Origin of the sequence: Bradyrhizobium tunisiense (genome assembly GCF_042263385.1) — a bacterium.
In the GTDB taxonomy this organism is placed as follows: domain Bacteria; phylum Pseudomonadota; class Alphaproteobacteria; order Rhizobiales; family Xanthobacteraceae; genus Bradyrhizobium; species Bradyrhizobium tunisiense.
In genome coordinates this window covers 1,167,282-1,187,324 of the sequence record NZ_JBHLEV010000001.1, presented here as the reverse complement: position 1 = coordinate 1,187,324, position 20,043 = coordinate 1,167,282, and the positions used below count along the sequence as shown (strand labels likewise).

The following is a 20,043-nucleotide window of genomic DNA, read 5'->3' as shown; positions in this document are numbered from 1 at the left end:
CGCGGACCTTCCAGTGTGCGGGAGACCAAGTCTAGTTCATCGCGTGTCTGGTTGGAATTCGCAACTCACTACGCATGGGAAGGAGGCCGTGTTCGGCGCGCAATATCTTGGTCAACCCGAATGAGTGGCTGTCACTCTTGCTGCAGATAGCCGGGGAGTCCCCGATCGAGCCTGTTGGTCACGAGCGCTCGTGTTCTCTCACGCAGAACTGCGCTGCTCGAAGCCGTCGCGGGCGGATTGGGGAAATGATCGTTGTCGAGCTTGGTGAGTGGATCCTCCGTCAACCGCATGCTCGCTGCGAGGTTGACGCCGAAATTCACGAACGGACGGTCGATCTGCTCATAGCTTCTACCGTCGATCAGGTTGATGGAGATGTTGGCGAACAAATGCGAATGCCGGATCAGATTTCCGAGACCTTGATTGAACGTGCCGATACCATTCAGCATCAGGCGGCTGCCCGGTAATTCTCCCTTGTACGTGGTCGCAACCAGATATCGATCGCAGCTCGCGTTCGGCGTGATGCCGCGCACGATCGCTGGCAGGCGTTCGCTGGGATCGGGAATGAATCGCGATTTCGGATTGTAGAAGGGTTCGAAGGCTCCCTTGGGATAGCTGATCCTGCGAACACCGGGATCGTTACCCGTTGCGGCTTTCACCCGTGCAAACACGAGATCGTCAAGACCCCAGTCGATGGCAACTTCGGTCTCCTCGTTCTCGAAGATGGTCAGCCCGAATTTCTGGACGGAGTAGCGTTCGCCGATCACCGAGATCACGCCGAGCTTGCAGGGGCCGATTTCCACCGCTTGCGGCTTGTTCGCCGCCGAGTGTTTGGCCTTCGGCCCCGCCTTCTTGCCAGTCGGCTTGCTCGTCGCCGGAGTTGCGGCAGTGGGTGGAGCAGAGGCGGACTGGGACCACCCGGTCGTGGCGCAAGATGACACGAAGATGGCAGCGGCGGCGAAACTGCGTAACATGACTCGGGAATTCAAGTTGCTGAGACGTGACCTGCAAACTAGGGCGTGTAGAACGCGTTCGCAAGCACAACCTATGTCGTCCGCCTCCACCGATAATATTTCATCATGAATCCGTTTGACGGCTCGATCTCTTCCTTCTCGAACACGAAACCTTCGCGCTCGTACCAGCGCCAGGCTTTTTCGTTCTCGCGGACGCAACGTAGGTACATCTCGTCAGGCATTTGCGTGCGGGTGAAGGCGAGCAGCGTCCGTCCGAGCGATTGCCCCTGATAGGCGGGCGCGACGAAAAGCATGTCGAGATAAAGCTTCGGCACATGCAGTGCCAGCATGGCGGCGATGGTGCCGCCATCGTCGGCGACGAACAGGCTCCAGCCGCCCTCGATCTCGCGCCGGACGCGCGCGCGCAGGTTTGCCAGCAGGAAGTCGCTGGCCTCGCCGAGCCCGGTCGAGACCCAACTCTCCATCCAGACGCGGCCGACCTCGTCGTACTCGTCTGCGCGGGCGGGGCGGATGACCGGAGGCGACATCGGGAAGCTAGGCTCTCTGGCTGCGCACGGATTGCCGCGCTCGCACCTTGCCGGCCGACAGGCACACCACCTCGGAGATCTGCAGCAGCTGCCGGGCCAGCGGGCTGGTCTTGCGCCAAACCATGCCGATGGTGCGGGATGGTTGCGGGTCGCGGAAGCGAGCAAGCGAGACCGAGGCCGATCGCGTCTCCACCGGCACCGCCATCTCCGGAATCAGCGTCACGCCGATGCCGGCGCTGACCATCTGGACCAGCGTCGACAGCGAGTTGGCGTCCAGCATCTCGCGCGGCGGTGCCGATTGCATGTTGCAGAACGACAGCGCCTGGTCGCGGAAGCAGTGGCCCTCCTCGAGCAGCAATAGCCGCATCTCGCGCATCATCTCGCGCGAAGGTGCCGGCGTTCCCTCGTCCGCACCCGGCCGGACCAGCAGGAATTTTTCCTCGAACAGGGCGACCTCGGTGAGCGAGGGCTCGGACACCGGCAGCGCCACGATGGCGGTGTCGAGCCGTCCCTCCACCAGTTCCTGGATCAGCCGCGGCGTCATGGTCTCGCGCACCCGGATGTCGAGCTCCGGATGCAGGCGCGTGAGATTCTTGGTGATCGTGGGCAGGAGATAAGGCGCGATCGTCGGGATCATGCCGATGCGCAGCCGGCCGGCAAACCGGTCCTGCGAGGCGCGGGCGAAGTCGCCGAGCTCATCGACCGAGCGGAGGATGTCGCGGACGCGTTGCGCGAGTTCCTCGCCGAACCGGGTCAGCGCCACCTGGCGCGCGCTGCGCTCCAGCAGCAGCCCGCCCAGCGCCTCCTCCAACTCCTTGATCTGCATCGACAAGGCCGGCTGCGAGATGGAGCAGGCCTCGGCCGCGCGGCCGAAATGGCCATGACGCGCCAGCGCATCGAAATACCGGAGCTGGCGGAGCGTCACGTTCAGCATCAGAAAATCTTATTGCAGCGATCATTAAAGTCAACTTCCCCTGATCGAACGCGGCGCTTAGAGTGGTTCTACCTGGTCAAAGGCGCGAGTTCGACGCCACCAGAGGAGGTATTCATGGACGACACTTCGAAGTGCCCGTTTTCGGGTGGAAAACGCGTGCCGGCGAACCGCGACTGGTGGCCGACGCAGCTCAGCATCGAGATGCTGCACAAGAATTCCGACAAGTCCGATCCGATGGGCGAGGACTTCGATTACGCTAAGGAGTTCAAGTCGCTCGATCTCAACGCGGTGATCAAGGACCTCACCGCCCTGATGACGGATTCGCAGGAATGGTGGCCCGCCGACTTCGGACACTATGGCGGCCTGATGATCCGCATGGCATGGCACAGCGCGGGCACCTACCGCACCACCGACGGCCGCGGCGGCGCCGGCGCGGGCCAGCAGCGTTTCGCTCCGCTCAACAGCTGGCCGGACAATGCCAATCTCGACAAGGCGCGCCGTCTGCTCTGGCCGATCAAGCAGAAATACGGCCGCAAGATCTCGTGGGCCGATTTGATGGTGCTGGCCGGCAACGTCGCGCTGGAATCGATGGGCTTCAAGACCTTCGGCTTCGCCGGCGGCCGCGCCGACGTGTGGGAGCCCGAAGAGCTGTATTGGGGTCCCGAAGGCACCTGGCTCGGCGATGAGCGCTACAGCGGCGAACGTCAGCTCGCCGAGCCGCTCGGCGCGGTGCAGATGGGCCTCATCTACGTCAATCCGGAAGGCCCGAACGGCAAGCCCGATCCTGTCGCCGCGGCCAAGGACATCCGCGAGACCTTCGCCCGCATGGCGATGAACGACGAGGAAACCGTCGCGCTGATCGCCGGCGGTCACAGCTTCGGCAAGACTCACGGCGCGGGCGACCCTTCGCTGGTCGGTCCGGAGCCGGAAGCGGGCGCGCTGGAAGACCAGGGCCTCGGCTGGAAGAGCAAGCACGCATCTGGTCACTCGGGTGATGCCATCACCAGCGGTCTCGAGGTGACGTGGACCAAGACGCCGACGAAGTGGAGCAACAACTTCTTCGAGAACCTCTTCAATTTCGAATGGGAGCTGACCAAGAGCCCGGGCGGCGCGAACCAGTGGACTGCGAAGGGCGCCGACGCGATCATCCCCGACGCCTTCGACAAGTCGAAGAAGCATCGGCCGACGATGCTGACGACCGACCTCTCGCTGCGCTTCGACCCGGCCTACGAGAAGATCTCGCGCCGCTTCCTCGAAAACCCCGACCAGTTCGCGGACGCTTTTGCCCGCGCCTGGTTCAAGCTCACCCATCGCGACATGGGTCCAATCCAGCGCTATCTCGGCCCGCTGGTGCCGAAGGAGACGCTGATCTGGCAGGATCCGATCCCGGCCGTGAATCACGAGCTGGTCAGCGATCAGGATATCGCTGCGCTGAAGACCAAGATCCTGGCTTCGGGCCTTTCGGTGTCCGAGCTGGTCTCGACCGCCTGGGCGTCGGCCTCGACGTTCCGTGGCTCGGACAAGCGTGGCGGCGCCAATGGCGCGCGCATTCGCCTTGCCCCGCAGAAGGATTGGGAGGTCAACGAGCCGGCTCAGCTCTCCAAGGTGCTCGGCAAGCTCGAAGCGATTCAGAAGGACTTCAACGCATCGTCCGGCGCCAAGAAGGTCTCGCTCGCGGACCTCATCGTCCTCGGCGGCACCGCTGCGGTCGAGAAGGCTGCGAAGGATGCCGGCGTCGACGTGAAGGTTGCTTTCACGCCGGGCCGCATGGATGCCTCCCAGGAGCAGACCGATGTGGCCTCCTTCGCGCCGCTCGAGCCGCGGGCTGATGGTTTCCGCAACTATGTCGGCAAGAAGCATCAGTTCCTGCAGCAGGAAGAGGCGCTGGTCGATCGTGCGCAGCTCCTGAGGCTCACCGGCCCCGAGATGACGGCGCTGGTCGGCGGCCTGCGCGTGCTCGGTGCCAACGCGAACGGTTCGAAGCACGGTGTCTTCACGTCGAAGGTGGGCACGCTGAGCAACGATTTCTTCGTCAATCTGCTCGACATGGGGGCGCAGTGGACTCCGGCGGCTGACGGTACCTATGAGGCCCGCGACCGCAAGACCAACGCGGTGAAGTGGACCGGCACGCGCGTCGACCTGATCTTCGGGGCGCACTCGCAGCTCCGCGCCTATGCCGAAGTCTACGCCACGTCCGATTCCAAGGAGCAGTTCGTGAAGGACTTCGCCAAGGCCTGGACCAAGGTGATGAACCTCGACCGCTACGACATCGTGCGCAAGTGATCCTCATCAGCAAGTGACAGGCAAAGGGGCGGCCGAGAGGCCGCCCCTTTTTCGTGGTTCTGGATTGTCTTCACACCCCGAGTGTGCCCGCCTTCGCCGCTGCGTAGCGTTCGCCGACGACTTTCCAGTTCACCGTGTTCCACCATGCCTTGAGATAATCGGCGCGACGGTTCTGGTAGTTCAGGTAATAGGCGTGCTCCCAGACATCGTTGCCGAGCAGCGCGCGTTTGCCGTCCATCATTGGATTGTCCTGGTTGGGGCGGGTCTCGATCGCGAGCTTGCCATCCTTGCTGACCGTCACGAACACCCAGCCTGAGCCGAACACGCGTCCGCCGGCTGCGTTAAAATCGGTCTGGAATTTCTCCATGCCGCCGAGGTCGCTCTCGATCGCAGCAAGCACGGCGCCTTCCGGCCTCCCGCCGTTCGGTCCCATGATCTGCCAGAACATGGTGTGGTTGGCGTGGCCGCCCATGCTGTTGCGGACGCCGGTGCGGATCGCTTCCGGCACGGCGCCGAGGTTGCCCAGCACGTCGCCGATCGGCTTTTCCGCGATCTGCGGATTGTCCTTTGCGAAATTGTTGAGGTTGGTGATGAACGCCTGGTGATGACGATCGTGATGGATTTCCATCGTCCTGGCATCAATGTGCGGTTCCAGCGCGTTTGCCGGATAAGCCAGCGGATCGAGCTTGAACGGCCCGGTGGCCGCCGCGGCGGCCTGCGCGAACGCGAGGCGCGGGGCGGCAACGGTGGCGGCGAGGCCGGTTGCAGCGAGCATGAGTCGGCGCCGGGATAGGGATGACATCTGGTTCTCCTGTCTGGGGGCAAATCCGCCGATAGAGCACGCGGCGGTCCGGACAGGTACGCAGCAGCAGCCGTCGCCGGTTCGATCCCAGTCATTGTGACGCTGCGGCGGAATCGCGCATTGCCATTCCGATGATGCCGGCCGCAGGCGGCCCACGAAAAAGGGCGGCCCTGCGGCCGCCCTTCGTATTTCCGTATTGTCGCGAGACTTACTCGCCGGCGGCTTCGCGCGGAGCCTTCTCGCTCTCGCCGCCCTTGCCTTCGAGGTCCTCGCCGGTGGTCTGGTCGACGACCTTCATCGACAGGCGGGTCTTGCCGCGGTCGTCGAAGCCGAGCAGCTTGACCTTGACCTTGTCGCCTTCCTTGACGACGTCGGAGGTCTTCTGCACGCGCGACGAAGCGAGCTGGCTGATGTGGACGAGGCCGTCCTTGGAACCGAAGAAGTTCACGAAGGCGCCGAACTCCATCACCTTGACGACGGTGCCGTCATAGATCTGGCCGACTTCCGGATCGGAGGCGATCGACTTGATCCACTTGATCGCGGCCTTCATCGCCTCGCCATCAGAGGAGGCGACCTTCACGGTGCCGTCGTCCTCGATGTTGACCTTGGCGCCGGTCTTCTCGACGATCTCGCGGATCACCTTGCCGCCGGTGCCGATCACTTCGCGGATCTTGTCGGTGGCGATCTTGAAGGTCTCGATGCGCGGCGCGTATTCGCCGAGCTCTGCGCGGGCGTTGGTCAGCGCCTTGGCCATCTCGCCGAGGATGTGGATACGACCATCCTTGGCCTGGGCGAGCGCCACCTTCATGATCTCTTCGGTGATGCCCTCGATCTTGATGTCCATCTGGAGCGAGGTGATGCCTTGCTCGGTACCGGCGACCTTGAAGTCCATGTCGCCGAGATGGTCCTCGTCACCGAGAATGTCCGAGAGAACCGCGAAGCGCTTGTCTTCCAGGATCAGGCCCATCGCGATGCCCGCGGTCGGCCGCTTCAGCGGCACGCCGGCATCCATCAGCGCCAGCGAAGCGCCGCAGACCGAAGCCATCGAGGACGAGCCGTTCGATTCGGTGATCTCCGACACCACGCGCGTGGTGTAGGGGAATTCGTGATGCGGCGGCAGCACCGGGTGGATCGCGCGCCAGGCCAGCTTGCCGTGGCCGATCTCGCGGCGCTTGGTGCCGCCGAGGCGACCGGTCTCACCGACCGAGTAGGGAGGGAAGTTGTAGTGCAGCAGGAACGTCTCTTTGTACGTCCCCGACAGCGCGTCGATGTACTGCTCATCCTCGCCGGTGCCGAGCGTGGTCACGACCAGCGCCTGGGTCTCGCCGCGGGTGAACAGCGCCGAGCCGTGCGCGCGGGGCAGCACGCCGACTTCGGCGATGATGTTGCGCACGGTCTTGGAATCGCGGCCGTCGATGCGCTTGCCGGTGTCCAGGATGTTCCAGCGAACGATCTTCGCCTCGAGCTCCTTGAACACGCCGGAGATGCGCAGCTTGTCGTATTTCGGCTCCTGCCCTTCGGGGAAGTAGTGGGCGATCACCTTTTCCTTGACCTTGCCGACCGCGGCGTAGCGATCCTGCTTGACCGGAATGGCGTAGGCGGCGCGCAGTTCCTGCTCGACGATGCCGAGCATTTCCTTCTCGAGCGCCGAATTGTCGATGGTGGTGACTTCGCGCGGCTCCTTGGCGGCCTTCTCGGCGAGCTCGATGATCGCGTTGATCACCGGCTGGAAGTGGCGGTGACCGAACATCACGGCGCCGAGCATGATGTCTTCGTTCAGTTCCTTGGCTTCCGATTCCACCATCAGGACGGCGTCGGCCGTGCCGGCGACGACGAGGTCGAGCTGGGTGTCGACCATCTCGTCGAGCGTCGGGTTGAGAATGAACTCGTCATTGGCGAAGCCGACGCGAGCCGCGCCGATCGGGCCCTTGAACGGTGCGCCCGACAGGGTCAGCGCCGCCGACGATGCCACCAGCGCGACGATGTCGGGGTCGTTTTCCATGTCGTGCGAGAGAACGGTGACGATCACCTGGGTCTCGTTGCGCCAGCCGTCGACGAACAGCGGACGGATCGGACGGTCGATCAGGCGGGAGACCAGCGTCTCCTTCTCGGTCGGACGGCCCTCGCGCTTGAAATAGCCGCCGGGAATGCGGCCCGCAGCGTAGGTCTTTTCCTGGTAGTCGACGGTCAGCGGCAGGAAGTCGACGCCTTCACGCGGGGCCTTCGCCGCGACGACGGTGGCAAGCACCACGGTCTCGCCATAGGTGGCGACGACGGCGCCGTCGGCCTGGCGGGCGATCTTGCCGGTTTCCAGCTTGAGAGGGCGTCCGCCCCAGTCGATCTCGACTGAATGCTTATTGAACATAGATGTCTTCTTTCATGGGTTCTCGAAAGAAGGGACGGCTCTCGAAAAACAAAAACCATGCGCAAGATTGCGGGGCGCTGATCGAAGCGGGTGATCAGCGTCCTGCGATCCTGCCATGGTTTTTGGATTTCGGATGGCGTCCATCCTTTCGGGTCATACGGGCGCCTTGCCCGTTGTGCCCAGCCGCCGGATTGCTGCTGGACTTTCAGTCGGCACGAATGCGAACACCGAACCGCGGTCTCCGCCGATCGTGCCCCGGATGCCAGCCTTCAACGGCTCGCATCCGACGTGCGCGCAGCCTCGATCAAAAAGCTTAAAATAGACGCTTTCGTTCGAAGCCGCGTGCGAAAACGCGCGCCGTTGGCGCGCGTAAGAACTGTTAGCGACGAATGTTGTGCTTCTCGAGCAGCGCCTTGTACCGCGCTTCGTCCCGCTTCTTGAGGTAGTCGAGCAGCGAGCGGCGGGTCGAGACCAGCTTCAAGAGGCCGCGACGCGAATGGTTGTCCTTCACGTGGGTCTTGAAATGGTTGGTCAGGTTGTTGATGCGTTCCGACAGGATCGCGACCTGAACCTCCGGCGAGCCGGTGTCGCCGGCCTTGTTGGCATTCGTCTTGATGACTTCCGCTTTGCGTTCTGCGGCAATCGACATCGTCAATTTCTCTCGTTGCGACCAGTTGAGGCAGTCAAGCCGGTCAGGTTGAACACACGCTTGGGGATGATTTCGCCATTGCCGACTTCAGCAAGCGCGAGAAGCCGGCCTGCCACCGTGACATAGACTGTGCCGCTACAAGTGGGCGCATCCCGTCCGCGCAACAAAACGGCCTGGCCCCGATGGAGCCTTGCCGCATCAGCCCGAGTGACGGCCAGTGCCGGGATGTCGTCCAGCGCGGTCTCAACGGGCATAAGCGCGTCCGCGAGGCTACCCTCGCCGGACGCGGCTCTATCGCACAAAGCCTCCAGCTGATCCAGCGGAATCATGTCGTTTTCGCCAAATGGGCCGACCAAGGTCCGCCTGAGGGCGCAGATATGGCCGAAAGTGCCGAGAATCCGGCCCATATCGCGGGCCAGCGCCCGGACATAGGTGCCCTTGCCGCATTCGGCCTCGAACACGGCCCGGTCGTTATCCGGTTGATCCACAAGGGCTAAATGGTGAATCTCGACCGGACGGGGCGCCAGCTCCACGACCTCGCCATCGCGGGCGAGGTCGTAGGCGCGCTCGCCCTGAACCTTGATCGCGGAATAACGCGGGGGAATCTGCTCGATCACCCCGGTGAAGCGGGGCAGGAGGGCCAGGATGGCCTCCCGGGTCGGACGCTGGTCCGAGGTCGCGGTCACCCGGCCCTCGATATCGTCGGTGTCGCGCTCCTCGCCCCAGCACACCGTGAACTGGTAGCGCTTGCGGCCGTCCATGACGAAGGGAACGGTCTTGGTGGCTTCCCCCAGCGCGATCGGCAGCCCGCCCGAGGCGAGCGGATCGAGGGTGCCGGCGTGCCCGGCGCGCTTGGCGTTGAACAGGCGCTTCAGCACCGCAACCGCCTGTGTCGAAGTCATGCCGATCGGCTTGTCGAGCACGACCCAGCCGTGGACGTCGCGCCGGTCGCGGCGGATCTGGCTGCCCTTCTGCCTGGTATTGGCACGCGGATCGTTGTTGACGCGGCGCGGCTCCTGATGCGGCTGCGAATCGCCGCCCGGGCTCGCAAAATTATCGTCCGCAAAATTTTTCTTCTGCACGTCGCGCTGATCGGCCTGTTCGCCGCTGACCGTGTCGTGAGCCGGGTCCATCGTCATCGTTCTTCTTCCCGATCCGTGTCCGGATCCTGTTCGAGATCCTTCTGCACCGCAGGTGTTCTCAAAAGCTTCTCGATCCGTTCCGCTTCGTCGAATCGCTCGTCGACGCGGAAGCGAAGGTCAGGTGCAAATTTCAGGTTAACGCGACGCGCGACCTCGCCGCGCAAGAACTTCTTGTTGCGTTCGAGCGCAGCGATGACGATCCCGGTGTCGCGGCCACCGAGCGGCATCACATAGACGGTTGCGAGCTTCAGGTCGGGCGACATCCGTACCTCCGGCACGGTGATGATGTGACCTTCGAGGTCCGCATCATGCACATTGCCTTGCGCCAGAATCTCGGCCATCGCGTGGCGAACCTGCTCGCCGACGCGCAACTGACGTTGCGAGCCTCCGCCCGGCGCGGAACTCTTCTTCTGATGATGGCGTGGCATTCTCGAAAATCACCTCGTCATGCCCGCGTTTGGGACACGGGCATTGTCATTTGTCCTGTTGAAACGAAAAGGGGTGGATGGCCGGAAAAAATCCGGCCATCGCACTCCCGCAATTTCAGCTCAAAAAGATCCTGACCGCTTCGGTAAGATTTGGACTTACAGGGAGCGCTGGATCGTCTCCACGCGGTAACACTCGATCACGTCACCGGCGCGCATGTCGTGGTAGTTCTCGAAGGCCATGCCGCATTCCTGACCGGACTGGACTTCCTTCACTTCGTCCTTGAAGCGCTTCAGCGTCGACAGCTTGCCCTCGTGCACGACGACGTTGTCGCGGATCAGGCGCACATTGGCGCCGCGTTCCACGGTGCCGTCGGTGACGCGGCAGCCGGCGACCTTGCCGACCTTGGAGATGTTGAAGATCTCCAGGATGGCCGCATTGCCGAGCATGGTTTCGCGCAAGGTCGGCGCGAGCAGGCCGCTCATCGCCTTCTTCACGTCATCCACGAGATCGTAGATGATGTTGTAGTAGCGGATCTCGATGCCGTTGCGCTTGGCGGCCGCAGCGGCCTCCTTGTTGGCGCGAACCGAGAAGCCGATGATCGCGGCGTTGAAGCCTTCGGCCAGCGTCACGTCGGATTCCGAGATGCCGCCGACACCGGCATGCAGGATGCGGGCTGCGACTTCGTCCGTGCCGAGCTTCTCCAGCGAGCCGAGGATCGCTTCCAGCGAACCCTGCACGTCGGCCTTGATGATCAGCGGGAATTCCTTGCGGCCCGCGGTCTTCAATTGCGACATCATCTGCTCGAGCGAGCCGCGCATGCCGGAGATCGAGGCAGCCGCGTTCTCGCGCTTCTGGTGCGCACGATAGCTGGTGACCTGGCGGGCGCGGGCTTCGTTCTCCACCACCGCGAGACGATCGCCGGCTTCCGGCGGACCGTTGAAGCCGAGCACCTCGACCGGAACCGAGGGACCTGCTTCCTGCACGGTCTCGCCCTGATCCGAGATCAGTGCGCGGACGCGGCCCATCTCGGCGCCGGCGACGATGATGTCGCCGACCCGGAGCGTGCCGCGCTGGACCAGCACGGTCGCGACCGGACCACGGCCGCGGTCGAGCTTGGCTTCGATCACGGTGCCTTCGGCCGGGCGTTCCGAATTGGTCTTGAGGTCGAGGATGTCGGCCTGGAGCGCGATCATCTCGAGCAGCTTGTCGAGATTGGTCTTGTTCTTGGCGGACACCTCGACGTCGACGACTTCGCCGCCGAACGATTCGACCTGAACCTCGTGCTGGAGCAGCTCGGTGCGCACGCGCTCGGGCTTGGCGTCGGGCTTGTCGATCTTGTTGATGGCAACGATGATCGGCACCCGCGCCGCCTTGGCGTGGTTGATGGCTTCGATGGTCTGCGGCATGACGCCGTCATCGGCCGCAACCACCAGCACGACGATGTCGGTGACCTTGGCGCCGCGGGCGCGCATCGCGGTGAACGCGGCGTGACCGGGCGTGTCGATGAAGGTGATCTTCTTGCCGCTCTCGGGCGACAGCACCTGATAGGCACCGATATGCTGGGTGATGCCGCCGGCTTCGCCGGAGACGACGTTGGCATGGCGGAGCGCGTCGAGCAGCGAGGTCTTGCCGTGGTCGACGTGACCCATCACGGTCACCACCGGCGAACGCGTCTCGGTGTCGGTGGAATCGTCGATGGCGTCGAACAGGCCTTCTTCAACGTCGGACGCGGCAACGCGCTTGACGGTGTGCCCCAGCTCTTCGGCGATCAGCTGCGCGGTGTCGGCATCGATCACGTCGGTGATCTTGTGCATCGCGCCCTGCTTCATCAGCATGCGGATGACATCGACCGCGCGCTCGGCCATGCGGTTGGCGAGCTCCTGGATGGTGATCGCTTCCGGAATGACCACCTCGCGGATGAGCTTTTCCTTCGGCTCGTTCGCTGCGTGGCCCTTCAGGCGCTGGGTGCGGCGGCGGAACGAGGCGATTGAGCGCTCGCGGACCTCGTCGGCATTCAGCGCGGTAACGACCGTCAGGCGGCCGCGCTCCTTCTGCGGGCCAGGCTTGTGGGTGGGCTTGGGGGCGACCACCGGACGCGCGGCACCGCCGGGACCGCGACGGATCTGGCGAGGACCATCGTCCTCATCCGGTCCGGCCGCGACCGCAGGAGCGCGACCCAACGGGCCGCCTGCCGGCCGCGCCGTGGTCGTCCCGGGCCGGGCGGTCGTGCTTCCCGGGCGTGCCGTCGTGGAGGCACCGGGGCGCGCTGCGGGCGCGCCGGGGCGCGGCGTGGAAGCGGCCGGGGCTGCCGCCGCGGGGCGCGGCGCCGATGGCGGCTGCTCGCCTTCGCCAAAGCGCTTCTTGGCCTCGGTCTCGGCCTTGCGCTTGGCCTCGTCCTCGTGACGGTGGCGCTCTTCCTCGGCCTTGCGGCGGGATTCAGCGGCCTCGCGGTCGGCGCGTTCGGCAGCCTCGCGGACAGCGCGGCGCTGGGCCTCTTCCTCGGCCTGGCGACGCTCTTCGACTTCGCGCACCTTGGCATCGGCCAAGGCGCTGGCGCGGGCGGAACGTTCGTCCTCGGTCAGGGTGCGCAGCACGACGCCGGAGCCGGCGTTGCGCGGCGGAGCCGGGCGCGCGGGGGCGGGCGCAGGCGCGGCTGGTGCCGGCTTCGCAACAACCGTGGGAGCCTGCGGCTCGGGGCTGCCGTCGATGCGGCGCTTGCCGCGCTTCTCGACCACGACTTGCTTGCTGCGGCCATGGCTGAAGCTCTGGCGCACAGTGCCCGTTTCGACGCGCGGCTTGAGCGATAGCGTCTTGCTCGGAACGCTCAGCTTCTTGTCGTCAGGGGTCTTGGTATCAACCATTCAGCAGTCCTAATCCTGATTTATCAGTGTTGTGCGTTGCCGCACCGTCCAATTGGGTCGTCGTTGTCTCTCAGAAATCCTGGCCGTGCTTTTCGGCAGTCTTGTCATCGTCCGCCATCCGGTATCGGACCAGCATCTGGCTACGTGACAGGAATGACTTGCTCGCCGGGCCCGCGAGCACGGCAGCATGTATCACATTTGACCGGGTCAGTGCCAAATCCAATTCTATCGATTTCAGTGCGGTGATGACGGGAATCTGCGGCTTGGCGCCGCGATTTCCGGCATTTTGACGCGCCAGCATGTCCAATTTGCGGATTCCGTCCGCGGCCCCGTCGCTGGCGTGGATCAGGACCTCGACCGTGCCTTCCCCGAGGGCGCTTTCGACCTTGCCGAAGCCGGCCACGACCTGGCCGGCCTTGGCAGCGATCCCAAGGGCTTCCGTCACGCTCCGAACCAGGAGCGCTTCGATGTCGGCGGGAAGCGTCTGAGGGATGCGCAGCTCGCGCTTGAAGGCCTTGCTAAATTGGTGACGCCGCACGGCTTCCGCAACCACCCCGCGGGAGGCTGTGAGCCACATGCCGCGTCCGGGCAGCTTGCGCTTGAGATCCGGAACCACGTCGCCTTGTGGCGAAATGACGAAGCGGATCAGCTCGTCGATCGGCCGGACTTGCCGACTGACCGCGCACATCCGCATGGTCGCGGACCTTTCGGTCCGCGGTCCATGGTCGAGTTCGAGGTCAGTATCGGTGAGCATCCGGGCGACATCCTCCTTCGCCCTTAAGCCGGCTGATCTTCGGTCGCTTCAGCCTCTTCTGCGGGCTTGGCGAGATCGGCCTCGGTGATCCAGCCGGCCTTGACGCGGGCCTGCATGATCATCGCCTCGGCATCGTCACGGGAGATATCGATACCGTCGAGGGCGCCCGGGAACTTGGTCTGCTCGCCGCCTTCCTTGCGCTCGGTCCAGCCGACCAGATCGTCGGTGGCGCAGCCCGCGAGGTCGTCGACCGTCTTGATGTCGTTCTCCCCGAACTTCACCAGCATCTTGGAGGTGACGCCGGGCACGTCCTTGACGGCGTCCTCGACACCGAGCTCCTTGCGCCTGGCCTCGATCTCCGCTTCCTGCTGCTCGAGATATTCGCGAGCGCGGCTCTGGAGTTCCTGCGCGGTCTCCTCGTCAAAACCCTCGATGCCGGCGAGTTCCTTGAGGTCCACCATGGCGAGTTCCTCGACCGAGGTGAAGCCTTCCGACGCCAGCAACTGGCCGACCACTTCGTCGACGTTGAGCGATTCCATGAAGACGCGGGTGGAGTTCTCGAAGTCGGCCTGGCGGCGCTCCGATTCCTCCTGCTCGGTCAGGATGTCGATGTCCCAGCCGGTGAGCTGCGAGGCCAGACGCACGTTCTGGCCGCGGCGGCCGATCGCCAGCGAGAGCTGGTTGTTGGTATCGGGAACGACGACCTCGATGCGCTCGCGGTCTTCGTCGATGACGACCTTGGACACTTCGGCCGGCGCCAGCGCGTTGACCACGAAGGTCGCGATGTCGGGCGACCAGGGAATGATGTCGATCTTCTCGCCCTGCAATTCGTTCACCACGGCCTGCACGCGCGAGCCGCGCATGCCGACGCACGCGCCGACCGGATCGACCGAGGAATCGCGCGAAATCACGCCGATTTTGGCGCGCGAGCCGGGATCGCGAGCGACCGCCTTGATCTCGACGATGCCGTCATAGATCTCCGGCACTTCCTGCGCGAACAGCTTCGCCATGAACTGCGGATGGGTGCGGGAGAGGAAGATCTGCGGACCGCGGGTCTCGCGGCGGACGTCGAAGATGTAGGCGCGGACACGGTCGCCGTTGCGGAACACCTCGCGCGGCAGCATCTCGTCGCGGCGGATGATGGCTTCGCCACGGCCGAGGTCGACGATCACGCTGCCATATTCGACGCGCTTGACGACGCCGTTGACGATGTCGCCGATGCGGTCCTTGAATTCCTGATATTGCCGGTCGCGCTCGGCCTCGCGGACCTTCTGCACGATGACCTGCTTGGCCGACTGCGCGGCGATACGGCCATATTCCAGCGGCGGCAGCGTGTCGGCGATGGTGTCGCCGACCTGGGCGCCGGGATTGGCGCGCTGCGCGTCCACCAGCGAGATCTGGTTTGAATGGTTCTCGACCTTCTCTACCACCAGCATGTGCCGGGACAGCCGCAGCTCGCCCTTCTTCGGGTCAATCTCGGCGTGAACGTCAGTCTCACTGCCGTAACGTGCACGCGCCGCCTTGGCGATGGCATCCTCCATCGCCGCGATCACGATGCCGCGGTCGATCGATTTCTCGCGCGCAACGGCATCGGCGATCTGGAGCAATTCAAGTCGATTGGCGCTGACTGCCATGGCTAGTCTCCTTGGTCAGGATCGATCTCGCCGCGCCGCGCGCGGTCGGCGGCAAGACGATGTTTCTTGGTGTTGGTCGGTGCCGGCTTCTTCTTCGGCTTGGTGTTCTTGGTGATCTTCGCACTGATCTCCGCGTGCGGTGCAGCCGGCGGCTCCAGTCCGAGATCCCTGCGCATCTTGCGCTCCTCGGCTTTGCCGCGGCGCATGGATTCGGCGATCAACTCGTCGGTCAGCACTAGGCGTGCCTCGCCGATATCTTCCATGGTCAGGAGAACGTTGGCTTCGTCGCCCGGCTTGACGTCGTCGCGATGCAGATGCACGCGATCGCCTTCGACGGGACCGATCCTGCCGCGGAACCGCTTGCGCCCCTCATGGGCCACCGCCATCTCGATCTTCACCAGATGCCCGGAATAGCGCTCGAAGTCGGAACGGCGGACCAGCGGCCGGTCGATCCCCGGCGAGGAGATTTCCAGGCGATAGGCACGATCGATCGGGTCGGCGACGTCGAGCACGGGCGAGAGCGCCCGCGAAATCGCCTCGCAATCCTCGAGCTGCATCGAGCCGTCCGGTCGCTCGGCCATGATCTGCACGGTGCAGCCGGCCTCTCCGGAAATGCGGATCCGCACCAGGCGGTAGCCCATGCCCTCGAGCACCGGTGCTGCGACCGCGGACACCCGTGCCGCCACGCCCGGCTCGACAACGAGTCTCGGCTCGGCCAGCAATTCGGCGTCCGTGGAACCAGGGTTCGGTTCGGTCATGTCCAGGGTCAGGCGCTCGATGGTTAAGGCTTAACTAAGATTTCAAAGCCCGCTTCGGAACTCTCCCGACACGCGTCGGGCCGCATCTTCCGCCAAGCCGCATTCAGGTAACAAAAAAGAGCGGGTCCTTTCGGGCCCACTCTCACTACGCGGATCGTATGAGAAGATGAATTGGCGTTGATATAGCGCTTTTGATCCCCCCGGACAAGGCCCATCGCGGGCCAAACGAGGCTTTTTGCGCCCGATTCGCGGCCTCCCCGGGCCTAACGCTTCTTTCACCTCGGAAGGCTAAATTCCCTGATTGTGGGGCGGCTTGGACCAGGGCGCACCCGCGGCGTGCCCTGATCGAGTTGCGCTTTCATGACCGTTGCCACGTCGCTCATTCCCGGACTGGACGACATCGTCAAACGCGGCGATCCGCGGCGACGCGGCGAGATCGCGCGCGCCATCTCCGAATTGTTCTTCCAGGATTCCGCCAATCTTCGTCCCGAGCTCATCGATCTCTTCGACAATCTCCTGATCGATCTCGTCCCACATGCCGAGCTCGCCTCGCGCATCGACCTGGCCGAGCGCTTCTCGCACCTGAACAACGCGCCGCCGCATCTGGTCAATCAACTCGCGCGCGAAAACGAGATCATGGTGGCGGCCCCCGTGCTGCGCCGCTCGCCCGTTCTCGATGACGCAGCCCTGGTCGAGATCGCGCGGCTGAAGGGCCAGGGCCATCTGCTGGCGATGACCGAGCGGCCCGCATTGTCGGCCGAGATCACCGACGTGCTGGTCGAGCGCGGCGATCGCGACGTGGTGCGCCGCGCCGCCGGCAATGCCGGCGCAGTGTTCTCGCCGGGCAGCTATTCCGAGATGATCAAGCGCGCGGCACAGGACGGCGTCTTGACGCTCAGGATCGGTCAGCGCAACGATCTTTCGGGCGAGCACCTGAAAGAGCTTCTCGACGGGACGCTCGACGTCATCCGCCGGCGCCTCTCCAGCGTGGTCAACCCCGCGCGCCAGCTCGAGATCAAGCGCGCGATGGCGGCGATCGAGGAAGCCGCGCTGCCGCCGGGTCCGCGGCGCGATTTCTCCGGGGCACAGCGCACGGTACTCACCTTGCATCGCGAGGGCCATCTCGGCGAGAGCGCGCTGCTCGGCTTCGCCAAGGCGAACAAATACGAGGAATCGATCGCGTCGCTCTCGGCGATGTCCGGCGTCCGCCTTTCGGTTCTCGACCGCCTGATTTCAGGCGACCGCTACGATCCGATCCTCATCATCGGTCGGGTGCTGAATCTGGGCTGGCCTACGGTGCGCGCGCTCATCCTGCTCTGGTACGGTCCGCACCGCACGCCGGCCGATGCCGACATCGAGGGCGCGCGCGTCAACTTCACACGCCTGATGCCGACGACCGCCGAGCGCGTCGTGAACTTCTGGCGCAACCGGCAGACGATTTAATCCAGGTCCATGTCTTACGTCGTCATAACCGGGACAAGCCCGGACATGACGATCGCGGAGGGCGTGCACAAGATCTACACCCGCCTGAACCGCAGATACGCCGCCTTGCGTCCTTCGCGCGCTGCCTTCCGGCCGTAGCGGGTCATGGTGTATCCGGCCCATGGTTTCCTGAAGTCGTCGGCACGTTCGGCAAGCCAGACGAAATCCTGCGAACGCGCAAGATGCGACAGCGTCCACGCGCAGTAATCGTCGATGTCGCAGACGAAGCGGAATTCGCCGTTCGGCTTCAGCACGCGCGCCATCGCGGCGATCGTCCTGTCCTGGACGAAGCGGCGTTTCCAGTGCCGCCGCTTCGGCCAGGGATCGGGATGGATCAGGTCGATCCGGGATAGTGATGCCTTCGGCAGCCAGGCCAGCAGTTCGGCAGCATCGCCCGCGAACAGGCGGATGTTGCCGACGTTGGCGGCCTCGATCTGCGCGAGGATCTTTGCCATGCCGTTGACGTAAGGCTCGCAGCCGATGAAGCCTGTCGTGGCGAAGTTCTGTGCCTCGGCCGCCAGATGCTCGCCGCCGCCGAAGCCGATCTCGAGCCGCACGTCTTCGGCCGCGAGGCCAAAGATCTCGCGGGCATCCGCCGGCGTTTCACCCTCGATGTCGAGGGCAAGATGCGGCAGCAGATGATCGACCAGCTCGGCCTGGTGCTGCCTGAGCTTGTGGCCCTTGCGGCGCCCGAAGAAGGCGCGTTCGCGGTCCTCGCGATCGGGGTCTGATTTGCGCTCGCTCATCGCAGCGTCTGATACAGGCGATGGAGCAGCCGCGCGCGCGGTGCGAGCGACGAGATATAGAGCTGATCATAATGGGTGTGCGCGCCCTTGCCGTCGACGCCGAGCCCGTCGAGCGTTGCGGTGTGGGCGGCGGTGAAATTGCCGTCCGAGCCGCCGCCGGTGTGGGTGTCGATCAGCTCGAAGCCGATCTCGCTGGCGAGCGTCTTCGCATGCTCGTACAGCGAAGCGCCTGCGTTGCTCTTCTCGTAAGGCGGTCGGTTGAGCTCGCCCGTGACCTTGACGGTGACGCCGTCGGTCTTCGACGTGAGCGCGAGGATCTTGCCGACGAACTCGTCCGCATCCTTGAGGCTCAGCACGCGCAAATCGACCTCGGCATAGGCCTCTTCCGGCGTGACGTTGGGGCGCGTGCCGCCGCGCACCACTCCGACATTGACGGTGACGCCGCGTTCCAGGTCGTTCATCCCTTCCAGCGCCAGGATGACGTTGGCGAGCTCGCGGACGGCGCTGCGGCCGTCTTCGGGCCGGGTGCCGGCATGCGCCGGTACGCCCTTGACGAACACGCGAAAGCGGCCGACGCCCTTGCGTCCGGTGACAATCTTGCCGCCGTCACGTGCCGGCTCCGTCACCAGCACGTATTTGGCCCTGCGTCCTTCCTGCTCGATGAGTGCGCGCGAGGTGGGGCTGCCGATCTCCTCGTCGGAGGTGAACAAATGCGTGATGCCGAGGGGCGAACGATCGCCGCCCGCGCAGAGCGCCTGGCAGAGCGCCTGAAAGGCGTGAAGGGCGATGTAGGCACCGCCCTTCATGTCGTAGATGCCGGGACCGAACGCGACGTCGCCTTCGACCTTGAACGGCAGGCGCTCGATGAATCCGAGGGGATGAACGGTATCGAGGTGGCTCAGCACCAGGATGCCCGGCCTGTCATGGCCCCAGTTCGACCGCGCGATGAGATGATCGCCGCAGCCATCGACGCCGGCGACGCGCTCGAGCGTGACGGGCAGATCGCGGTATTGGTCCGCGACCACAGAGATCAGCTTGTTGACCTGTTCAGGCGCTTCCGTCGGCGTCTCGACCTCCACCCAGCGGCGGATGCCATCGAGAATAGTTTGGGAATCGAACCAATTCGGGTTGGCCATGGACGCATCTGTGCCTTTGAATCGCATCATCGAAGCGGACGCACGTCAAAGCGCGGCCTTGAATGACGACATAGGCCAGATTTGACGCGGTCTCAAATCGCTATCGAGGTCGTATCAGCGCTTGTCGGGCCCTTCGCGAGCCGCGATCTGCTCGACGAGATCGACGATCGAGCGGCGCATCTTCGAGTCGGTGATTCGCGTGAACGCCTTGGTCAAGGCAAGTCCTTCGGAGGTCGCGAGAAAGTCCGACACGTAGGAGGGCGAGGCGCCTTCGGCGAAGCCGTCCGGACCCGGCACGCCGCTCGGACCGCCTTCGAACAGGAAGGACACGGGGACCTGCAGAATCTCGGCGATCTGCTGGATGCGGCTTGCGCCGACCCGGTTGGTGCCCTTCTCGTACTTCTGTATCTGCTGGAAAGTCAGGCCCAAAGCTTCACCGAGCTTTTCCTGACTCATGCCCAACATGATGCGGCGCATACGCACGCGACTGCCGACATATTTGTCAACAGGGTTGGGCGCTTTCGACATTTCCCCAGTCCTCCAAACACCACCTTCAGCGCAATCAACCGG

At 64.3% G+C, this 20,043-nt stretch carries 17 protein-coding genes; 2 read left to right on the top strand and 15 right to left on the bottom strand.

Annotated elements, in window-relative coordinates:
* Positions 1-131: 131 nt before the first annotated feature.
* From ACFDR6_RS05515 to ACFDR6_RS05505, 3 genes are read right to left on the bottom strand one after another with little or no spacing between them, the layout of a single operon-like run.
* Positions 132-1,061: a hypothetical protein gene (locus ACFDR6_RS05515; RefSeq protein ID WP_317241670.1), complete on the bottom strand. Its 930-nt coding sequence runs from the start codon at positions 1,059-1,061 to the stop codon at positions 132-134.
* Positions 1,043-1,498 (bottom strand): GNAT family N-acetyltransferase, encoded by a 456-nt coding sequence (locus ACFDR6_RS05510; RefSeq protein ID WP_212083395.1) that lies wholly within the window; start codon positions 1,496-1,498, stop codon positions 1,043-1,045. The genes ACFDR6_RS05515 and ACFDR6_RS05510 overlap by 19 nt, the downstream gene beginning before the upstream one ends.
* A gap of 7 nt (positions 1,499-1,505) precedes the next feature.
* A complete protein-coding gene (locus tag ACFDR6_RS05505; protein ID WP_212083397.1) occupies positions 1,506-2,432 on the bottom strand; it encodes a hydrogen peroxide-inducible genes activator in 927 nt (308 codons plus the stop codon).
* A gap of 114 nt (positions 2,433-2,546) precedes the next feature.
* Here ACFDR6_RS05505 and katG point away from each other — a divergent pair, with 114 nt between their 5' ends.
* On the top strand, positions 2,547-4,715 hold the full coding sequence (gene katG / locus ACFDR6_RS05500) for a catalase/peroxidase HPI (RefSeq protein ID WP_375857688.1): 2,169 nt from the start codon (positions 2,547-2,549) through the stop codon (positions 4,713-4,715).
* Positions 4,716-4,785: 70 nt separating this feature from the next.
* On the opposite strand, the gene ACFDR6_RS05495 is transcribed toward katG, so the two are convergent.
* The 9 genes from ACFDR6_RS05495 to rimP form a co-directional block, all read right to left on the bottom strand.
* Entirely contained in the window at positions 4,786-5,517 is a 732-nt protein-coding gene (locus ACFDR6_RS05495; RefSeq protein WP_375857687.1) for a superoxide dismutase, read from the bottom strand.
* Between the two features lie 208 nt (positions 5,518-5,725).
* The gene (gene pnp / locus ACFDR6_RS05490; protein WP_212083410.1) at positions 5,726-7,882 is read right to left on the bottom strand and encodes a polyribonucleotide nucleotidyltransferase; all 2,157 of its coding nucleotides are present in this window, start codon (positions 7,880-7,882) and stop codon (positions 5,726-5,728) included.
* A gap of 379 nt (positions 7,883-8,261) precedes the next feature.
* A complete protein-coding gene (gene rpsO, locus ACFDR6_RS05485) occupies positions 8,262-8,531 on the bottom strand; it encodes a 30S ribosomal protein S15 (protein WP_008131787.1) in 270 nt (89 codons plus the stop codon).
* A 2-nt stretch (positions 8,532-8,533) separates the two neighbouring features.
* On the bottom strand, positions 8,534-9,670 hold the full coding sequence (gene truB / locus ACFDR6_RS05480) for a tRNA pseudouridine(55) synthase TruB (protein WP_212083412.1): 1,137 nt from the start codon (positions 9,668-9,670) through the stop codon (positions 8,534-8,536).
* Positions 9,667-10,101: a 30S ribosome-binding factor RbfA gene (gene rbfA, locus ACFDR6_RS05475; RefSeq protein ID WP_212083414.1), complete on the bottom strand. Its 435-nt coding sequence runs from the start codon at positions 10,099-10,101 to the stop codon at positions 9,667-9,669. Before rbfA ends, truB begins: the two co-directional genes overlap by 4 nt.
* Positions 10,102-10,257: 156 nt before the next feature.
* Positions 10,258-12,963: a translation initiation factor IF-2 gene (gene infB / locus ACFDR6_RS05470; protein ID WP_317241663.1), complete on the bottom strand. Its 2,706-nt coding sequence runs from the start codon at positions 12,961-12,963 to the stop codon at positions 10,258-10,260.
* Between the two features lie 70 nt (positions 12,964-13,033).
* Positions 13,034-13,717 carry an RNA-binding protein gene (locus ACFDR6_RS05465; protein ID WP_317241662.1) on the bottom strand — a complete coding sequence of 228 codons (684 nt, stop codon included), beginning with the start codon at positions 13,715-13,717 and terminating at the stop codon, positions 13,034-13,036.
* Positions 13,718-13,740: 23 nt separating this feature from the next.
* Positions 13,741-15,351 carry a transcription termination factor NusA gene (nusA, locus tag ACFDR6_RS05460; protein ID WP_018319418.1) on the bottom strand — a complete coding sequence of 537 codons (1,611 nt, stop codon included), beginning with the start codon at positions 15,349-15,351 and terminating at the stop codon, positions 13,741-13,743.
* Positions 15,352-15,353: 2 nt separating this feature from the next.
* Complete coding sequence (rimP, locus tag ACFDR6_RS05455) at positions 15,354-16,109, bottom strand: ribosome maturation factor RimP (RefSeq protein ID WP_212083420.1); 756 nt, start codon at positions 16,107-16,109, stop codon at positions 15,354-15,356.
* Positions 16,110-16,469: 360 nt separating this feature from the next.
* Here rimP and ACFDR6_RS05450 point away from each other — a divergent pair, with 360 nt between their 5' ends.
* Positions 16,470-17,552 carry a DUF2336 domain-containing protein gene (locus ACFDR6_RS05450; protein ID WP_212083422.1) on the top strand — a complete coding sequence of 361 codons (1,083 nt, stop codon included), beginning with the start codon at positions 16,470-16,472 and terminating at the stop codon, positions 17,550-17,552.
* Positions 17,553-17,626: 74 nt separating this feature from the next.
* Here the strand turns inward: ACFDR6_RS05450 and trmB are convergent, their stop codons facing one another.
* From trmB to ACFDR6_RS05435, 3 genes are all read right to left on the bottom strand, one after another.
* Complete coding sequence (gene trmB / locus ACFDR6_RS05445; RefSeq protein ID WP_317241659.1) at positions 17,627-18,337, bottom strand: tRNA (guanosine(46)-N7)-methyltransferase TrmB; 711 nt, start codon at positions 18,335-18,337, stop codon at positions 17,627-17,629.
* On the bottom strand, positions 18,334-19,503 hold the full coding sequence (locus ACFDR6_RS05440; protein ID WP_375857686.1) for a M20 family metallopeptidase: 1,170 nt from the start codon (positions 19,501-19,503) through the stop codon (positions 18,334-18,336). Before ACFDR6_RS05440 ends, trmB begins: the two co-directional genes overlap by 4 nt.
* An 84-nt stretch (positions 19,504-19,587) precedes the next feature.
* On the bottom strand, positions 19,588-20,001 hold the full coding sequence (locus ACFDR6_RS05435; RefSeq protein ID WP_028139513.1) for a helix-turn-helix domain-containing protein: 414 nt from the start codon (positions 19,999-20,001) through the stop codon (positions 19,588-19,590).
* Positions 20,002-20,043 lie beyond the last annotated feature (42 nt).